Origin of the sequence: Aeromonas sp. R7-5, from assembly GCF_040908015.1 — a bacterium.
GTDB classification, from domain to species: domain Bacteria; phylum Pseudomonadota; class Gammaproteobacteria; order Enterobacterales; family Aeromonadaceae; genus Aeromonas; species Aeromonas caviae.
The window spans coordinates 1-15429 of sequence record NZ_JBFOCZ010000032.1; the positions used below are offsets into that span (position 1 = coordinate 1).

15 protein-coding genes are annotated in these 15429 nt (G+C 55.9%); 9 read left to right on the forward strand and 6 right to left on the reverse strand.

Features of this window, described 5'->3' with window-relative positions; all coding sequences use genetic code 11:
* The 8 genes from AB5Y53_RS13065 to AB5Y53_RS13100 all read left to right on the forward strand — a co-directional run.
* Positions 1-1803 (forward strand): type VI secretion system tip protein VgrG (locus AB5Y53_RS13065; protein ID WP_368182240.1); only part of this gene is annotated, 1803 nt, incomplete at its 5' end.
* Entirely contained in the window at positions 1803-2672 is an 870-nt protein-coding gene (locus AB5Y53_RS13070; protein ID WP_368182242.1) for a DUF4123 domain-containing protein, read from the forward strand. The genes AB5Y53_RS13065 and AB5Y53_RS13070, both read left to right, overlap by 1 nt.
* Complete coding sequence (locus AB5Y53_RS13075) at positions 2669-5839, forward strand: T6SS effector BTH_I2691 family protein (protein ID WP_368182243.1); 3171 nt, start codon at positions 2669-2671, stop codon at positions 5837-5839. The genes AB5Y53_RS13070 and AB5Y53_RS13075 overlap by 4 nt, the downstream gene beginning before the upstream one ends.
* The gene (locus AB5Y53_RS13080; RefSeq protein ID WP_368182244.1) at positions 5839-6633 is read left to right on the forward strand and encodes a hypothetical protein; all 795 of its coding nucleotides are present in this window, start codon (positions 5839-5841) and stop codon (positions 6631-6633) included. The genes AB5Y53_RS13075 and AB5Y53_RS13080 overlap by 1 nt, the downstream gene beginning before the upstream one ends.
* Before the next feature lie 295 nt (positions 6634-6928).
* Entirely contained in the window at positions 6929-7222 is a 294-nt protein-coding gene (locus tag AB5Y53_RS13085; protein WP_368182246.1) for a hypothetical protein, read from the forward strand.
* Entirely contained in the window at positions 7219-7854 is a 636-nt protein-coding gene (locus tag AB5Y53_RS13090) for a hypothetical protein (protein WP_368182247.1), read from the forward strand. The genes AB5Y53_RS13085 and AB5Y53_RS13090 overlap by 4 nt, the downstream gene beginning before the upstream one ends.
* Before the next feature lie 476 nt (positions 7855-8330).
* Positions 8331-8621, forward strand: a complete 291-nt coding sequence (locus tag AB5Y53_RS13095) for a hypothetical protein (RefSeq protein ID WP_368182248.1) — start codon at positions 8331-8333, stop codon at positions 8619-8621.
* A complete protein-coding gene (locus AB5Y53_RS13100; protein ID WP_368182249.1) occupies positions 8621-9352 on the forward strand; it encodes a hypothetical protein in 732 nt (243 codons plus the stop codon). Before AB5Y53_RS13095 ends, AB5Y53_RS13100 begins: the two co-directional genes overlap by 1 nt.
* A gap of 117 nt (positions 9353-9469) precedes the next feature.
* Here the strand turns inward: AB5Y53_RS13100 and AB5Y53_RS13105 are convergent, their stop codons facing one another.
* Complete coding sequence (locus tag AB5Y53_RS13105; protein ID WP_368182251.1) at positions 9470-10045, reverse strand: DJ-1 family glyoxalase III; 576 nt, start codon at positions 10043-10045, stop codon at positions 9470-9472.
* Between the two features lie 30 nt (positions 10046-10075).
* The gene (locus AB5Y53_RS13110) at positions 10076-11023 is read right to left on the reverse strand and encodes a ketopantoate reductase family protein (protein WP_128344696.1); all 948 of its coding nucleotides are present in this window, start codon (positions 11021-11023) and stop codon (positions 10076-10078) included.
* Between the two features lie 358 nt (positions 11024-11381).
* Between AB5Y53_RS13110 and AB5Y53_RS13115 the strand changes: the two genes are divergently transcribed.
* A complete protein-coding gene (locus tag AB5Y53_RS13115; protein WP_010673357.1) occupies positions 11382-11864 on the forward strand; it encodes a YajQ family cyclic di-GMP-binding protein in 483 nt (160 codons plus the stop codon).
* 103 nt (positions 11865-11967) lie between these two features.
* Here AB5Y53_RS13115 and AB5Y53_RS13120 read toward each other — a convergent pair whose 3' ends face one another.
* The 4 genes from AB5Y53_RS13120 to AB5Y53_RS13135 all read right to left on the reverse strand — a co-directional run bounded on the left by AB5Y53_RS13120 (position 11968) and on the right by AB5Y53_RS13135 (position 15415).
* Entirely contained in the window at positions 11968-12774 is an 807-nt protein-coding gene (locus AB5Y53_RS13120) for an outer membrane protein OmpK (protein WP_039040713.1), read from the reverse strand.
* Positions 12775-12930: 156 nt separating this feature from the next.
* Positions 12931-14232 (reverse strand): MFS transporter, encoded by a 1302-nt coding sequence (locus AB5Y53_RS13125; protein WP_227263739.1) that lies wholly within the window; start codon positions 14230-14232, stop codon positions 12931-12933.
* Positions 14233-14419: 187 nt separating this feature from the next.
* Positions 14420-14749: a hypothetical protein gene (locus AB5Y53_RS13130; protein WP_214002747.1), complete on the reverse strand. Its 330-nt coding sequence runs from the start codon at positions 14747-14749 to the stop codon at positions 14420-14422.
* Positions 14750-14863: 114 nt separating this feature from the next.
* On the reverse strand, positions 14864-15415 hold the full coding sequence (locus tag AB5Y53_RS13135) for a peptidylprolyl isomerase (protein ID WP_010673361.1): 552 nt from the start codon (positions 15413-15415) through the stop codon (positions 14864-14866).
* Between the last annotated feature and the right edge of the window lie 14 nt (positions 15416-15429).

Consider the following 15429-nt stretch of genomic DNA (forward strand, 5'->3'; position numbering starts at 1 on the left):
CAGGGTGACAGCGGCTTTCGCCGCACCCGCTATCAGCTGCTGGTACAGCCGGCCCTGTGGCGGCTGTCACTTCGCCACAACTCCCGCATCTTCCAGGCACAAAAGCCCGATGAAATCCTCTCCATCCTGTTGCAAGAGCACGGCATCACCGATTACGCCTTTGCGCTCAAAAACGAGCATGCCCAGCGGGAATACTGTGTTCAGTACCGGGAAACCGACCTCGACTTTGTGAACCGCCTCGCCGCCGAAGAGGGGATGTTCTACTTCCACGAGTTTGAAGCGGGCAAACACCGCATCGTCTTTGCCGACGACGCAGCCGCATTGACTCAAGGCCCCGAGCTCTTCTTCAACCTCGGCAATCGTTCCCTTGAGCAAGGCCCCTATGTGCGCCAATTCCACTACCGCGAGGCGGTGCGCCCCTCGGATGTAGAGCTCAAAGACTACAGCTTCAAGACCCCGGCTTATGGCCTCTCCCACAAAAAGCAGGGTGCAGAGCTCGAACACCAGCGCGACACCTACCAGCACTTCGACTTCCCGGGTCGCTACAAGCAGGATGGCAGCGGCAAGGCCTTTGCCCAGCACCGGCTCGATGCCCTGCGCAACGATGCTGTGGCGGGCCAGGCTAAGTCCAACTGCGCGGCTTTGCAGCCGGGGCAAACCTTCTCACTGACCGAACACCCCAACGGCAGCCTCAACACCGACTGGCAAGTGGTGCGTATCCAGCATACCGGCTTGCAGCCCCAGGCGCTGGAAGAGGAGGGGGGCAGCGGCCCCACCGTCTACCACAACGAATTCGGGGTGGTGAAAGCGAGCACCACCTGGCGGGCGCGCATCGGCAGCCCGGAGGCTCCTCACAAGCCGATGGTGGATGGCCCGCAAATCGCCATGGTGGTAGGCCCCGAGGGGGAAGAGATTTACTGCGACGAGCACGGCCGGGTGAAGTTGCAATTCCCGTGGGACCGCTACGGCTCGAGCAACGACCAGAGCTCCTGCTGGGTGCGAGTCTCGCAGGGCTGGGCGGGCGGTCAATACGGCATGATGGCCATCCCACGCATCGGCCACGAGGTCATCGTCTCATTTCTGGAGGGGGACCCCGACCAGCCCATCGTGACTGGTCGCACCTATCACGCCACCAACCGGCCGCCGTATGAGCTGCCGGCCAACAAGACCCGCACCGTGCTGCGCACCGAAACTCACCAGGGGGAGGGCTTCAACGAGCTGCGTTTCGAAGACCAGGCGGGCAAGGAAGAGATTTACATCCACGGTCAGAAAGACCTGAACGTGCTTATCGAAAATGATGCCGCCTGGCACATCAAGCACGACCAGCACACCGATATCGACAACGAGCGAGTGACCCGCATCAAGGCCAATGACCATCTCACCGTCAATGGAGAGAAGCGCGATCACATCAAGGCCGACTATTCCCTGACCGTGGATGCCAGCCTGCACCAGAAGCTCGGCCAATCCCTGCTGGTGGAAGCGGGAAGCGAGGTACACCACAAGGCGGGCATGAAGATAGTGATGGAGGCGGGTGCCGAGCTGACCCTCAAGGTGGGGGGGAGTTTTGTCAAAATCGACCCGAGCGGTGTCATCCTCTCGGGCGGCTCCATCAAGATGAACTCAGGCGGCAGCCCGGGTTCTGGCTCTGGCTGGGGTGGCCAGATGCCGATCCAGCCCGGAGCGGTTGAGGTGGTGGCGCCACCACCTCCCATGGACCCCGCACGTCAGATTGCGACGCTCAAGTCTGCCGAACCTGTGTGCGAGATCTGTGAGCAACTGGCCAGACAGGAGGGTGGTGGCTGATGGCCATGGCTTTCGTCGCAGAGCGTCCCGACATCGAGCTGAACAGCGGTGAGCAACTCTATCTGTTGCTCGATGGGGCGCGCATTCCCGCGCTGGAGCGCGCGTTGTTCGAGCAGGACCCATCGCCTTCCTATCAGCCTGTTTACCTTCACGCCCCCTGGGACAGCTTGCGAGAAGTGAGCCCCTGTCTGGTCTGTGCAACGCCCAATCTGCTGGATTGGTTTATGCAAAACCGCGATGCATCATGGGGTTACCTGTTATCGTCCCCTCTTTCTCTGTTGCCGTTGGCCGAGCGACTGCGTGGGCTTATCGAGGTGGAGAGTCCCTATGGCAGCAGGATTTTGCTCAAGCTGGCCATGCCGGAGACCATGTGGCGGCTGTTTATGGATGATGAACCCTGGCTCTGGCAGGGGGTGGCTCAAGTCTGGATCCCGACCCGGCAAGGGGAGGGGCAGGTGTGGCAGCACAAGGTTGCCGCGCCTGGAATGGGGTCCCCCATGGGGGATCGCCTGCGACTTTCCGACGTGCAGTGGCGCCGTCTGGGAGAGGTGAGCTGGTTGCACACCCTTGATGGGATAAGAGCACACATGCACACCTGGTTTGGGGCTCGCATGCTGACGCTGCCAGAACCCATGGCCTGGATTGCCCATTGGGCTGATTACGCCTATGCCCAGGGATTCGAGAGCGAGCGGGATCTGCTGCTGTTTTTCAATGTGATGGGGTATCTCGGCAGTGGCTGGTTTGATGAAGATGAGCATCCCCGGATCAAGGCGTTGATTACCCAGCGTTCGCCCCAGACCCCTTCGCAACGTATCGAGCAGGCCGCCGAGCTTGCTGCCGCATTGAGCAACAAGGATCAAGACGCATGAGTACGCCCAATCAAGCCGCCCAGTGTGCAAACACGACCGACAGCAAGAGCCCGGCAGGAGTCTGTCCGCTCAAGAACAAGAAGATCGCCATCATCCCGGTGCGTTATGCCCTGGATGAGCCGTTCTCCCCGCCACAAAAGCAGCCTCACCCAGTCCCCGCCGGAGCAGGCTTTGTGGTGCCTCTCAAGTTGAAAGAGAGCGGTTATGCCTTGCGCCAACTGCGTGATGGCTGGCTCTATGTCTATGACGAAAAGACCAAGACATTTGATGAGTACGAGATAAAGGGAGCGACCTTCATCAGCCAGAGCAAGGGAAGCAAGGGGCATCTGCTCTACCCGGCGAACCATACCCTCTCCCTCGCTTATTCTCCCCAGCGCTGGACGGGGCGCATCAAGCATGAGATGGAAAAGAGCGGCGGTTTGCGCACCACCTGGATGCGGCAGGTGAAACTGGGCAGTTTTGCCAGCACCATGAAGGCACCTCATTGCGGTCTGCCAGATGTGCTCGACAAGGTTGCGGACCTGGGGATGTCCAACAAGGGATTTGTGCTCTCTTCTACCCCCCTTGCCAAGCCTGCCGAAGAGGACAAGCAGGGGATCAAGTTGCTGGCTCACAAACCGGCGAGTTCACCGACTGCCTACAAAGCGGGCATACCGGATCCCAAGAGCGCCATGGTGGTCGCTCTGGAGGACCCGCTGGCCGACCTTGCCGACCTTTCCATGAAGGTCAATCAACTGCTCGCCAAGCGCGAAGCACTGCTGGGGAAAGATGATGCCACCATCAAGGTCAACAGCCACAAGCTGATGATGGCGGAGGTCACGCGCAACCTGGCCAGGGTGCGGCTCGACGAGAAGGAGTTGCCCGCCTCCGTCAGGGGAAATGTCGCCAGGACCCAGGCCTTTGAAGAGGCGCTGGATGATTATCTTGGGGATCGCTACCTCGCCGACATGGAGAGCATGACGGCAGAGCCCGGGATGGTGCGGTTCAACTCCCCCATGGAGAAACGGGCTGATGAGAAGCTGAAAATCTTGCGGGAACAATATGGTTTCAATCCATCTCAAAAACAGGTTTCCCAATGGAAAGAGCGCGCCGCCTTCCAGGATGAGGTCAACTGGAGCGGGCTCAATGCGTTTATCAAGCAGTATCAGGTGCCACTCAATGAGCTGGGTCTGGCCCTGACGCGGGCTCATGAAGATCTGTTCAACGGTGTGGCCCGTCTCAAGGCCGATCCGCTGCCCTTTGGTCTGGACAACAGAACGACTCAAGGACAAGCCTATCTGCAGACCCTGTTTGCCGAGGCCGGGCCGGTACTCTCTCTTAGCTGCCACACGGAGGAGAGGAAGAAAGCGCTGGAGAAGCTGCTGGGCGAAAAGAGCCGCGACAACTTGCTGGCGCTAGCCCCTTATGGCTTTGATGCCGCGTTGCACAAGGGATTGAGCGAGCTGACGGTAGACAATGCCTGGCTCAGCACCTCCTCTGGCGATATGACAGCCCTCTATGGCAGAACGGCTGATCTGGAGACGCTACTGGGGGACGAGAGATTCAAGCAAAAGTCCTGGTTCCAGACGATCGAAGCCGTCATTGAAGCCATGAAAGTTGCTGGAAAATCCATGGCCAAGGGGGCCCACGCCCAGATCATGGCGGCCATCTTGCCCCATGCCTGGAAGAACAGCCTGGCGGGCAACCTCAGACTCGTATTGCTGGAGTCCCTGCTCGGCGACCAGCCGCTGCAGGTCAACCGAGACTATCGGATGCTCCACAACCGCTTCCAGCAGAAGGTCTGGATCATAGTCAAGGAGATGTCGGCCATCAGCTCTCCTCCTCCCGGGCGCCGCACCACGGTGAAGGCCATCAACGGTCAGCTAAAAACCTTGCAGCAACAGCTTGATACCCTGATTGCCAGTGAAATGCCCCTGCTGGTGAAGCTGAAAGGTGATCTCTACCAGCAACAAGCCAGACAATATGTTGGTGACTATCTGGCGAGCGTACGTAGCGGCGTGAATCAACGCATCACGGCCATGAACGAGAGAATTCCCAATCTGGCGACCTTTGGCGGGCTGGTTGCCCTGCTCAACCTCTGGAATCTGACAGTGGTCATCGCAGGGACGGCGCAAAACGCCCAGTCCATCGGTCGGGAACGGGCAAATATGCAGTTGGGCTCGGCCTTCGCCTGGACGGGTAATGCCATCGCCGCACTCTATCAGGGGGCTGCATGGGAGAAGCTAAAACCTCTAGTAATTAACGGTAAAACACTGACATCATTGCCTATTAGTGATGTGCTGGGAAGTGAGAGTGGAGCTTTGATTAAGTCATTCTCTATGCGGATGTTAGCTTTTGCTGGATTGGGAATGGTGGCTGCCGGGGCAGAGATGTGGGACACCTTCCAGGCCAGCAAGGATCCCCTGATAAGTGATATGGAAAAGACGCTCTTGCAGATGAAAGCAGGAGTATTGCTGGGGCAAGGAATCATCTTTGGCGCACAGCTCTTCTATCTGCTGGGGAATGGATTGGGTTTCTCATCAATCGCAGCGATCTTTGCGCCCTGGATGCTGGTTGGACTCTTTGTGCTAGGTGCCGCTTATCTGGTGTTGACCGTGCTGCTCAATATTTTTAAACGCTCGGATCTGGAGAAGTGGTTATTACAATCTACCTGGGGTAAGCAGCCTGCCAATTGGTCCTCGGAAGACGAACTGGCTCGCTTTGAAATGCTGGTCAATAAGCCTGGAGCTAGCCTGACTGTGGTTCGCTCCAGGCCTCAGGGCTGGATGGATACCGGTCGCCCCCAGTGGCAGTTGCAACTCTCGCTCCCCGCCCATTTGCGAGGACAAACAATAGGGTTAAATGTCACTTCTCAACCACTTGCCAGAGCTGGCCAGATGGTGCCGGTACGCTCCAAAGAGGATCTGGCGCGCTATCAGGCTGCGATGCAGCCAAAGACGCTGGAAACACAACGAGGCCGCTGGGATGACATGGTCTATACCCTACCTTTGGATATCGCTACCAATAGTGCCATCAAGTTGGAACTGGGATATATGGGCGATATGGTCCAGCGGGAAATTATCTTCAAGGGCAGCGGAAATAACAACGGCCCCATCACATTGGATACAAGTAGTGGTGAACTGGAAAAAATGCCGGCTTTGGTAGTTGGCAACCAAGGAAATAAATAATGAATAAGGTGAATGCAATGGCTGAGGTAAGTGAGCAGGAAACCCCTCTTCATCAACTATCGCAGGAAGAGCAGCATGAAATCAACACTAACAATCAGAAAAGAGTACGCGAAGCACCGACGATACATGAATGGGAAATAAGGGTTAGAGAGTCTTTTGTTCCTGTTTTTATATTTTTGTTGATCGGTACACCTATACTTATCGGTGCGGGAATGTTATGGAATAGTTCATCCAATGGCTGGGTTTTTATTATAGTGGGGGTGATTATGTTCCCCTATTTTCGCTATTTGGTTATGGCTGATAAGCATTACCATTATCGGCTAACGACAGAAGGTTTAATCACCACTTATCAAGATGCCATTCCTGAAGTGGCCTATACCATAGTGCGTGGCTTGGCTTGGCTTGGGGTGGTGGTTTGCGTGATAGCTATGGCTGTATTGGGACCGTTAGCACTGATTGGTGCAGGTGGAATGGCACTTTTCGCTGTTTTTTTTACTAACTTCGAAAAGAAAATATCAGTTGAATACACGGTTTTTAATAAAGATAAAAAATATGTTGTGAAAGTTGTGAAAAATAGAAGTCTTATTCGCTTTGATATCATTCCATTCAGTTGGTTCGAGTTCTCTTACTTATATTGCAATGAAGGTGAACTATATAGGATTTTATCAAGTTTAATGAAAGAACTTGGGTGTGATGAATATAGAGAGTTTAAAAGTGAATTATCTCTTCGCAGAGCTCCCGTTGGTGTATTGGATGTTGGCACGCCAAGAAGGCTGGATGAGATCAATAAGTAAATCCTTCGAGTAATACTTTTGTCAGATGTGACAGTTATAGAGAAATTATTGGTGTCAAAAAAGTGGTGATTTCAATCAACTCTGGTGCAATCAGTCTATCGTAGATGACCTGGTTCCTTTTGAAATGCTGGTCAATAAGCCAGGGGGCAGTTTGACTGTGGTACGCACCGCACCTTAGGGCTGGATGGACACAGGTCGTTCCTAGTGACAGTTGCAACTCTCGCTCCCTGCCCATTTACGAGGACAAACCATAGGGTTAAATGTTACTTCTCAACCACTTGCCAGTGCTGGCCAGATGGTGCCGGTACGCTCCAAAGAGGATTTGGCGCGCTATCAGGCAGCCATGCAGCCCAGGACGCTGGAGACACAACGCGGAGGTTGGGATGGTCTGGTCTATACCTTGCCTTTGGGGGTCGATACCAATAGTGCCATCAAGTTGGAGCTGGGATATATGGGTGGCATGGTACAGCGGCAATTTGTCTTCAAGGGCAGCGGTAATAGCAACGGCCCCATTATATTGGATACCAGCAGTGGTGAGGTGAACTCTATGCCTGCACTAATAGTTGGCACGCAAGGGAATAAATCATGAATGAGGAGATTGAGGTGAGCGAGCAGGACATCCCTTTTCATCTTCTGCCGCAGGAAGAGCAGCAACGTATAATTAATGCCAATCAGAAAATGGTGCGTGAAGCCCCTACGCTACATGAGTGGAATATTAGGGTAGAAACACCTTTTGTTTGGCTAGTCATTTCAATCCCAGTTGGTATTATGATGTCTATTGGTATATGGCTAGTGTATAGCGATGATGATGCAGGTTGGGCTCCTATTATAATGGGGGCAATAGTTGCTGCCTTTACTCGTTACTTATGGCTAGCAGATAAAAACTACCATTATCGGCTAACGACAGAAGGTTTAATCACCACTTATCAAGATGCTATTCCAGAAATGGTCTACACCATAGTGCGTGGGTTGGCTTGGCTGGGGGTGGTAGTTTGCGTGATGGCTATGGCTGTATTGGGACCGTTAGCATTAGTTGGTGCAGGTGGCATGGCGCTCTTTGCGGTATTTTTCACTGGCTTCAAGAAAGAAGAGATAGTTGAATATACACGATTCAATAAAGAAAAAATAAATATAATAAAGGTGGCTAGGAAAGCCGCTTTTGTTCAATTTGAGACTGTTCCTTTTGGCTACTCTGGATTTGCAAACTTCTATTGTTATTAAAATGACTTGAATAAAATTTTTTTTTCTTTGTTATCGTTGCTGAATTGCTGCGAGTATAGAGAGTTTAAAACTGTTTTCTCATTAAATAGGGCTCCTCATAGCTCTCTGGATGTTGGTGTGCCAAGAAAATTTGATGAACTTAACACCTAATGACTCAGGTGGCGCTGTGCGATTACAGAGTCATTTTTCATTATTTCAATGTTTGTATTGGCTATGTTGCTCAATATCATTAAAACGCTCAGATCTGGAGAAATGGTTGTTGCAATCCACCAGGGGAAAGCAGCCTGCCAATTGGTCCTCGGAAGACGAACTGGCTCGCTTCTAGTTGTTGGTCAATAAACCGGGCGCCAGCTTGACTGTGGTTCGCTCCAAGCCTCAGGGGTGGATGGATACCGGTCGTCCCCAGTGGCAGTTGCAACTCTCGCTCCCTGCCCATTTGCGAGGACAAACCATAGGCACTTGCCAGAGCTGGCCAGATGGTGCCGGTACGCTCCAAAGAGGATCTGGCGCGCTATCAGGCTGCGATGCAGCCCAAGACGCTGGAAACACAACGAGGCCGCTGGGATGACATTGTCTATTCCATGCCGCTGGGTGTGGATACCAATTCGGCCATCAAGCTGAAACTGGGCTATCTCGGGGGCATGATTCAGCGGGAGTTTATTTTCAAGGGCAGCAGTAATAGTAGCGGTCCTGTTACATTGAATGGCAGTAGCGGTGATCTGGGTACCATGCCCGCGTTGGTGGTCGGCAAGTTGGGGAATAACTGATGAACAAGGTGAATGAGGTAATCGAGATGAACGAGCAGGAAACCCCTTTTCATCTGTTACCGCAGGAAGAACAACAGCGCATTCTCGATGCTCATCAGAAGAAAGTGCGTGAAGCCCCTACGCTACATGAGTGGAATATTAGGGTAGAAACACCTTTTGTTTGGTTAGTCATTTCAATCCCAGTTGGTATTATGATGTCTATTGGTATATGGCTAGTGTATAGCGATGATGATGCTGGTTGGGCTCCTATTATCATGGGGGCAATAGTTGCGGCATTTACTCGTTACTTATGGTTGGCAGATAAAAACTATCATTACCGCCTCACAACGGAAGGTGTTATCGTCACCTATCAGGATGCTATTCCAGAGGCAGCCTATACCATAGTGCGTGGTCTTGCTTGGTTGGCAATGGCAATATGTGTGATGGCCGTTTCCGTGTTGGGGCCATTAGCCTTGGTTGGTGCTGGCGGGATGGCTCTTTCTGCAATATTTTTCACTGATTTTAAACGTGAAGTGTCAGAGCATGAGACCTTGTTTAAAAAAGATTGGATCTATACACTTTTTATATCCAATAAGAAGAAGGCTGTAAGGTTTGAATCAACCCCTTTTAAAATATCATACAGTGATACTTTATATTTTAAATCTGAAGATTTTGAAAAGATTGTTGAACTGATAAAAGGGCAGATTCGATGTGCCGAAATAAAGTATATTAAAGGTCATCCAATGACCTGACTTTTATATTCTACCTGTCAGGTGAGGACCATCTCCATACCGTCTGAGCCTCCAAAGCAGAGCCCCCTTGCCACTGGCAAGGGGGCTCTGTCGCTTTCATCGGAGTGCCCGATGTGGTTATAGCGATAGCGAGGGGGGCAACACCATGGGACCGGCCACCGTACGGGCGGCCTCGTCACCTCGCAGTACCCGTATTATCTCGAGAGCGAACTCGATGGCGGTACCCGGGCCCTGGCTGGTGATCAGGCGATGGGCTTCATCGGTCACTACCCTTGCCGTGCTCAACTGTGTCGCGGGCAGACGGGCCTGAAAGCCCGGGTGGCAGGTGGTGCTCGCATCCCCCAGCAAGCCGTGATGGTGCAGTACCACGGCGGGTGCGGCGCAGATGGCGGCGCGCCAGCGGCCGAGGCCTGCCTGCTCCCGTAGCAGGTCGATGGCGAGGGGGGTGTCGCGGATCACTTCGCTGCCGGGCAGACCGCCCGGTACGACCATGGCATCGAAGTCACGAGTGGTCAGCTCGTCGAGATGGCAATCCGCCACCAGTTGCACCCCGCGAGAGGCTCGGATCTGGCGCGCTCCTGTGGGGCAGCAGGAGGCCAGCACCACATCGATGCCACCCCGAACCAGGGTATCGACGATGGCAACCGTCTCTATCTCTTCCGACCCGGGGGCCACCAGTACCAGTACGCTCATCCTGCACTCCTTGCTTGCCAGCTGCTCTGCTCAGCGCTTCTCTTTGACGGCCTGATAGAGGCCCTGATTGACCGGCACCGCGATACCGTGAAGGGCGGCCTTGCCCAGCAGGAAGCCGGTGATGGCTTCGATCTCGGTCTCGCGGCCCTGTTCCATGTCCTGATACATGGAAGAGTAATTGTCGGCGGTGAGCTCCACCACCATCATGACACGGCGCAACAGCTCTTCGCTGCCGGTAGGCTGACCTTCGGCCCGCATGACGTCAGCCACTTCCACGCAGATTTGCTGCAGGGCATCGGCAAAACGCGGACCAGCCAATTCGCCGTTCTTGAGCTTGTAGAGCGCGGTGAGGGGATTGATGGCGCAGTTGACGGCGAGTTTCTGCCACTGGCGTGTCAGGATCTGCTCATCCCAGCCGGCCTGACCCAGGGCGCTGGCCAGCTCGTCGGCGAGGTGGGCATGGGCACGGGCCGCTTCGTTGACAGGGCCCAGCCAGGTCTCCCCCTTGCCGGTGTGGCGGAACACGAAGTGGCCGCTCTGCATGGCGCCATGGCTGGTGACGCCGGCGATCACGGGGTTGTCTGGGAAGAGTGCGACCACCTGATCGGCGATCCCCATGCCGTTGTGCAGCAGCACGATGGGCACCCCTGCCGCCAGTTGCCCGACCAGGGGAGTGAGGGCCGATATCACCTGCCCCGCCTTGGTCATGACCAGCAGGCGTTTGATGCTGCCCGGCTTGTCGATGAAGGCGCGTTCGATGGCCAGGAGCTGGGTATGCCCCTCAAGGGAGGTAAAGTCGACGCCGGGGTGCAAGGTGGCACGATGGCGCTCGCGCAGCAGGAGGCGGGTTGCTTGGCCGCTTTGGGTCAACAGGGAGGCGAAGACGCCGCCCAGGGCGCCGCAGCCCAGCAAGGTCCACTCGGGAGAGACAGGGTGACGGCGTGTTTTCAGGTTGTTGTCGCGTAATCCGCTTGGCATGAAGAGGCTCGATCATGGGAAGGGCTGCCATCCTGTCAACCGCCAACCCGGGATAAGGGAAGATGTCGCTTGGTGAATACCTGGAACCGGTGCATGAGCTGGCTGTCGGGTCGTGCTCAAGGCTCATGCGCAGCCAGGGAGCCTCATGTATGCATGACCATACGGGTTCCTGGGCTGCACTTCACCGAGTGTCGGACCTCTCGCGACCGCTCCTGAACGGGTTCTAACGGGTCTCACCATTCCTGTGCGCAGGGGATTCTAGCAGAGCAATCCCATCGAAATCAGCAAATTTGCCCGTTTTCTGGTAGATTTGCCCACCTGTCAGCACAACCTGAAGTACAGCATGAGGAGCCCGGCTATGCCGTCATTCGATATTGTCTCTGAAGTCAAAATGAACGAGGTGTTGAACGCCGTTGATAACGCCAACCGTGAACTGGCGACCCGTTTCGATTTTCGTGGTGTGGAAGCCAGCTTCGAATTGAACAAGGAAGAAGTAAAGCTGGAAGCCGACGCCGATTTCCAGCTCAAGCAGATGGTCGAGATCCTGCGCGGCGCCCTGCTCAAGCGCCAGATCGAGAACAGTTCCATGGACGTGGGTGACAGCGTCCACTCCGGCAAGCGTTTCCACCTGACCGTGAAGTTCAAGCAGGGGATCGACAAGGAAGTGGCCAAGAAGCTGGTGAAGCTCATCAAGGATTCCAAGATCAAGGTGCAGGCCGCCATCCAGGGCGACGAGGTGCGGGTCACCGGCAAGAAGCGCGACGATCTGCAAGAGACCATGGCGCTGGTGCGTGGCGCCGAACTGGGCCAGCCGATGCAGTTCCAGAACTTCCGCGATTGATGGCGAACGGGGAGGGCGCGGCTCTCCCCCCACTGCCAGCATGAGGGCATAAAAAAACCGGAGCAGCTGCTCCGGTTTTTTTGTGTCCGTGTGACGAGTTCGATTAGAACTTGTAGGTCACGGAGAAGTAGTGGCCGAAACCAGTGGTCTTCAGACCGTAAGAACCGTTCTGGATGCCGTAGATGTCGTTGAAGTACTTCAGACCGTAACCGACGGCGTAGCGGTCGGAGTGCCAGTACAGGCCGTTGAACATGGCGGTACCGTCGGTGGAAGTGTCCTTGGCATCAAACAGGTGATCCAGGTAACCCTGATAGGCTACGAAGCTGCCGTTGGAGAAGGTGTAGAAAGGCTTGAACCAGTTCATGGAGAACTGATAGCCGTTCCAGCCCTGCTCGCCACCGCCTTCATTGACGTGACGGGCATACAGGTTCATGCCCATTTTGCCGAACCAGGGCACCATGACGTCTGCACCCAGACCGGTCATGGCTTCAAACAGACCATCCGGACCACCGACGTTGATCAGGTTGGCGATGTAGACTTCCTGCACCGGGCCGAAGGAGAGATCTTTGCCGGTCATGGCATCGATGGAGATGCGCGGTGCAAATTTGATGAACAGGTTGTCCTGGTTGTGCTTGTCGTCGTGACGGTTCTGGAAGATGTCGAATACGTCGACGTAACCGTACAGATCGAAGATACCGGAACGGCCACCAAACTCCATTTCGAAGTAGGTATCGTTGTAACCACCTTCGGACTCAGCGTAGGGCAGCTGATCGATGGTGTGCATCACGTTGAACTGGAACCACTTGTAGTCGTTCTTGTGGATGTCGCCGCTGTAGTCGGCAGCGAAGGCCGGAGTGGCGGAGGCAGCCAGCAGACCGGCAGCGATCAGAGTCTTGGTAAATTTGGCCATTTTATTGGTCTCTTGTGCGTTAGTTGAGGTTTTCCGTAGCCTGCCCACAAGGAGCGGGAGGGATTCTAGCCAAATAAATTCAACGGATAAACAAGCACCAGGGAACTTTGTCAGGATTTGTGAATCTAATCACCCCCTAAAATGCGCAAACGCTTGCTATTTGTGCGTTTGTGGTGACAAGGTGCTGCCTCGTTTGGCAACCATGATGATCAGGATCATCACCGGAATGCCGAGCAGACTGGTGCCGATGAAGAAGTGGCTGTAGCCGATCTGCTCCACTACCCGACCGGAAAACCCCGCCAGCAACTTGGGCAGCAACAGCATGATGGAGCTGAACAGGGCGTACTGGGTGGCGGAGAAGGCGACGTTGGTGAGACTCGAGAGATAGGTCACAAACGCAGCCGTGGCGATGCCGGCGCTGAGGTTGTCCAGCGAGATGATCAGGGTCAGCAGCTCCAGGTTGTGGCCCACTTCGTTGAGGAGAGCGAACAGCAGGTTGGTGCTGGCGGTCAGCACGGCGCCGAGGAACAGAATGCGCAGGGTGCCAAAGCGCATCACCAGCACGCCCCCGAGCGCGGCCCCCACCAGCGTCATGATGACGCCATAGACCTTGGTGATGGTGGCCACTTCCGTCTTGCTGAACTGCAGATCCACATAGAAGCTGTTGGACATCACCCCCATCACCACGTCCGAGATGCGATAGCAGGCGATAAGCCCGAGGATCAGCAGGGCCGAGGAGCCGTAGCGGCGAAAGAAGTCGGCGAAGGGACACCAGATGGCCTCGTAGGTCCAGGCCCCCAGCCCGGCCAGCGTGGGTGACCAACCCCGTGCCAGCAGGGTGGCCTTGCGCGCCATCTGCTGCTCGTCCTGACTCTTGAGATCGATCTGCGGCTCGTGACTCATCAGGGTGGTGAGGATGCCAAGAGACATCAGCCCTCCCATCAGCAGATAGGTGAGCTGCCAGCCGCGATAGTCATAGCCGTTGTTGCTGCCGAGCCAGGCCGCCAGCGCCAGCGCCCCCGCTCCCGCCATGATCATGGCGAGTCGATACCCCGTCATATAGGAAGCGGCCATGGCCGCCTGCAGCCGCTCGGGAGCTGATTCGATGCGATAGGCGTCGATGACGATGTCCTGGGTGGCAGAGGAGAGGGCCACCAGCAGAGCGAAGAGGGCCAGCTGGGCGAGCTGGGTCTTGGGATCGCAATAGGCCATCCCCACCAGGGAGAGGGCGATCAGCACCTGGGAGAACAGCATCCAGCTGCGTCGTCGCCCAAGCAGCCGTGACAGCAGGGGCAGGGGCAGCCGATCCACCAGGGGTGACCATAGCCACTTGAAACCGTAGGCCAGCGCTACCCAGCTCATGTAGCCGATGTCGGTCAGGCTGACATCCGCCTCGCGCAGCCAGAACGAGAGGGTGCCAAAGACCAGCAGCAAGGGCAGGCCGGAGGAGAATCCCATGGCGAACAGGATGAGTACCCGCGCTTCCAGATAGACGGCGAGGGCATCTCGCCAGCGGGTGGCGCGGCCCGGTGTGTGGCTGGGCGGGCGGAGATTGTTCAACAGCCTGACTCCTCTGGGAAAAGGGGGTCATTTTGTCAGGTTCGGCAGGCGTAGCCAAGGCAAGCCGAGGGGGGAGCGGCAGGTTTCAGGGGCGTGAGCCGATGCAGTGGTGCGGGCAGGGGCCCCCGTCGGCGAGAAAATTGGCGCAGGCCATGAGTTGCAGACGCAGCGCGTCATCACAGAGGAGGTGCTGCTCATCCCACAGGTGCAGGCTGTGAAGCAGATGCCAGAACACTCCTTCCTGTGCGTTGGCGGGGGTTTTGTCCATGGGGATCACGCAGAGCGCCTGCCAATGGGAGAGGAGCTGCCAGCTCAAGTCCTCCAGCTGCTGGTAGGGAATCTTGCGTGCCAGAAAATGGCGAACCGCCTGGGCCAGCGGGCCGGCGTGTTGGGTTATGTAATCATGACAGGTCACCGGCTCCTCCTTCTGGTTCTGCTCCCCGATGCGTGGCACACATCGGGGAGCAGAGTATAGAAAAAGAGATTGGTGACCCGTTCAGGGACGCGGTGGAATGTGATCCGGGCCGCGTTATTTGTCCGCGAGCAGCACCACTTTCTTCAGGATGATGGGGCTGGTGGGGACGTCGTTGGCACGCAGGATGGAGCTGTAGCCGGTCTGAACCTGGGCCAGTTTGTCCAGCACCTCCATCCCCTTCACGACCTGGCCGAACACGGTGTAACCGGCGCCGGCATTGGCGTTGAGGTTGTCGTTGTCCACCAGATTGAAATAGAACTGGCGAGTGGCGCTGTCGACCGCCTGGGTGCGGGCCATGGCGATGGTGCCGCGCTTGTTGGGCAGGCCGCCTCTGGACTCGTTGACCACGGGATCGAAGGTCGGCAGGGGCTGGAACTGCTGGTTGTAGCCCCCACCCTGCACCACGAAGTTCTGGATCACCCGGTGGAACAGGCTGCCGTCATAGCTGCCGTCTGCCACGTAGCGCAGGAAGTTCTTCACGGTCTGGGGCGCCTGTTTGGGGGCCAGCTCCACGACGATGGTGCCATGGTTGGTCTCCATCTGGACTTTTTGACCGGCAAAAGCCAGGGGGGCGATCAGGGTGACCAGTAACCAGAGTTTCTTCATTTATATGTCCTCGC

What these genes read in the sequence shown, in the direction of transcription:
- AB5Y53_RS13075 (WP_368182243.1), top strand. Translation starts at nt 2,669, where the DNA reads ATGAGTACGCCCAATCAAGCCGCCCAGTGTGCAAACACGACCGACAGC.
- AB5Y53_RS13070 (WP_368182242.1), top strand. Translation starts at nt 1,803, where the DNA reads ATGGCCATGGCTTTCGTCGCAGAGCGTCCCGACATCGAGCTGAACAGC.
- AB5Y53_RS13090 (WP_368182247.1), top strand. Translation starts at nt 7,219, where the DNA reads ATGAATGAGGAGATTGAGGTGAGCGAGCAGGACATCCCTTTTCATCTT.
- AB5Y53_RS13085 (WP_368182246.1), top strand. Translation starts at nt 6,929, where the DNA reads ATGGTGCCGGTACGCTCCAAAGAGGATTTGGCGCGCTATCAGGCAGCC.
- AB5Y53_RS13125 (WP_227263739.1), bottom strand. Translation starts at nt 14,232, where the DNA reads ATGGGATTCTCCTCCGGCCTGCCCTTGCTGCTGGTCTTTGGCACCCTC.
- AB5Y53_RS13100 (WP_368182249.1), top strand. Translation starts at nt 8,621, where the DNA reads ATGAACAAGGTGAATGAGGTAATCGAGATGAACGAGCAGGAAACCCCT.
- AB5Y53_RS13095 (WP_368182248.1), top strand. Translation starts at nt 8,331, where the DNA reads ATGGTGCCGGTACGCTCCAAAGAGGATCTGGCGCGCTATCAGGCTGCG.
- AB5Y53_RS13135 (WP_010673361.1), bottom strand. Translation starts at nt 15,415, where the DNA reads ATGAAGAAACTCTGGTTACTGGTCACCCTGATCGCCCCCCTGGCTTTT.
- AB5Y53_RS13115 (WP_010673357.1), top strand. Translation starts at nt 11,382, where the DNA reads ATGCCGTCATTCGATATTGTCTCTGAAGTCAAAATGAACGAGGTGTTG.
- AB5Y53_RS13120 (WP_039040713.1), bottom strand. Translation starts at nt 12,774, where the DNA reads ATGGCCAAATTTACCAAGACTCTGATCGCTGCCGGTCTGCTGGCTGCC.
- AB5Y53_RS13105 (WP_368182251.1), bottom strand. Translation starts at nt 10,045, where the DNA reads ATGAGCGTACTGGTACTGGTGGCCCCCGGGTCGGAAGAGATAGAGACG.
- AB5Y53_RS13080 (WP_368182244.1), top strand. Translation starts at nt 5,839, where the DNA reads ATGAATAAGGTGAATGCAATGGCTGAGGTAAGTGAGCAGGAAACCCCT.
- AB5Y53_RS13110 (WP_128344696.1), bottom strand. Translation starts at nt 11,023, where the DNA reads ATGCCAAGCGGATTACGCGACAACAACCTGAAAACACGCCGTCACCCT.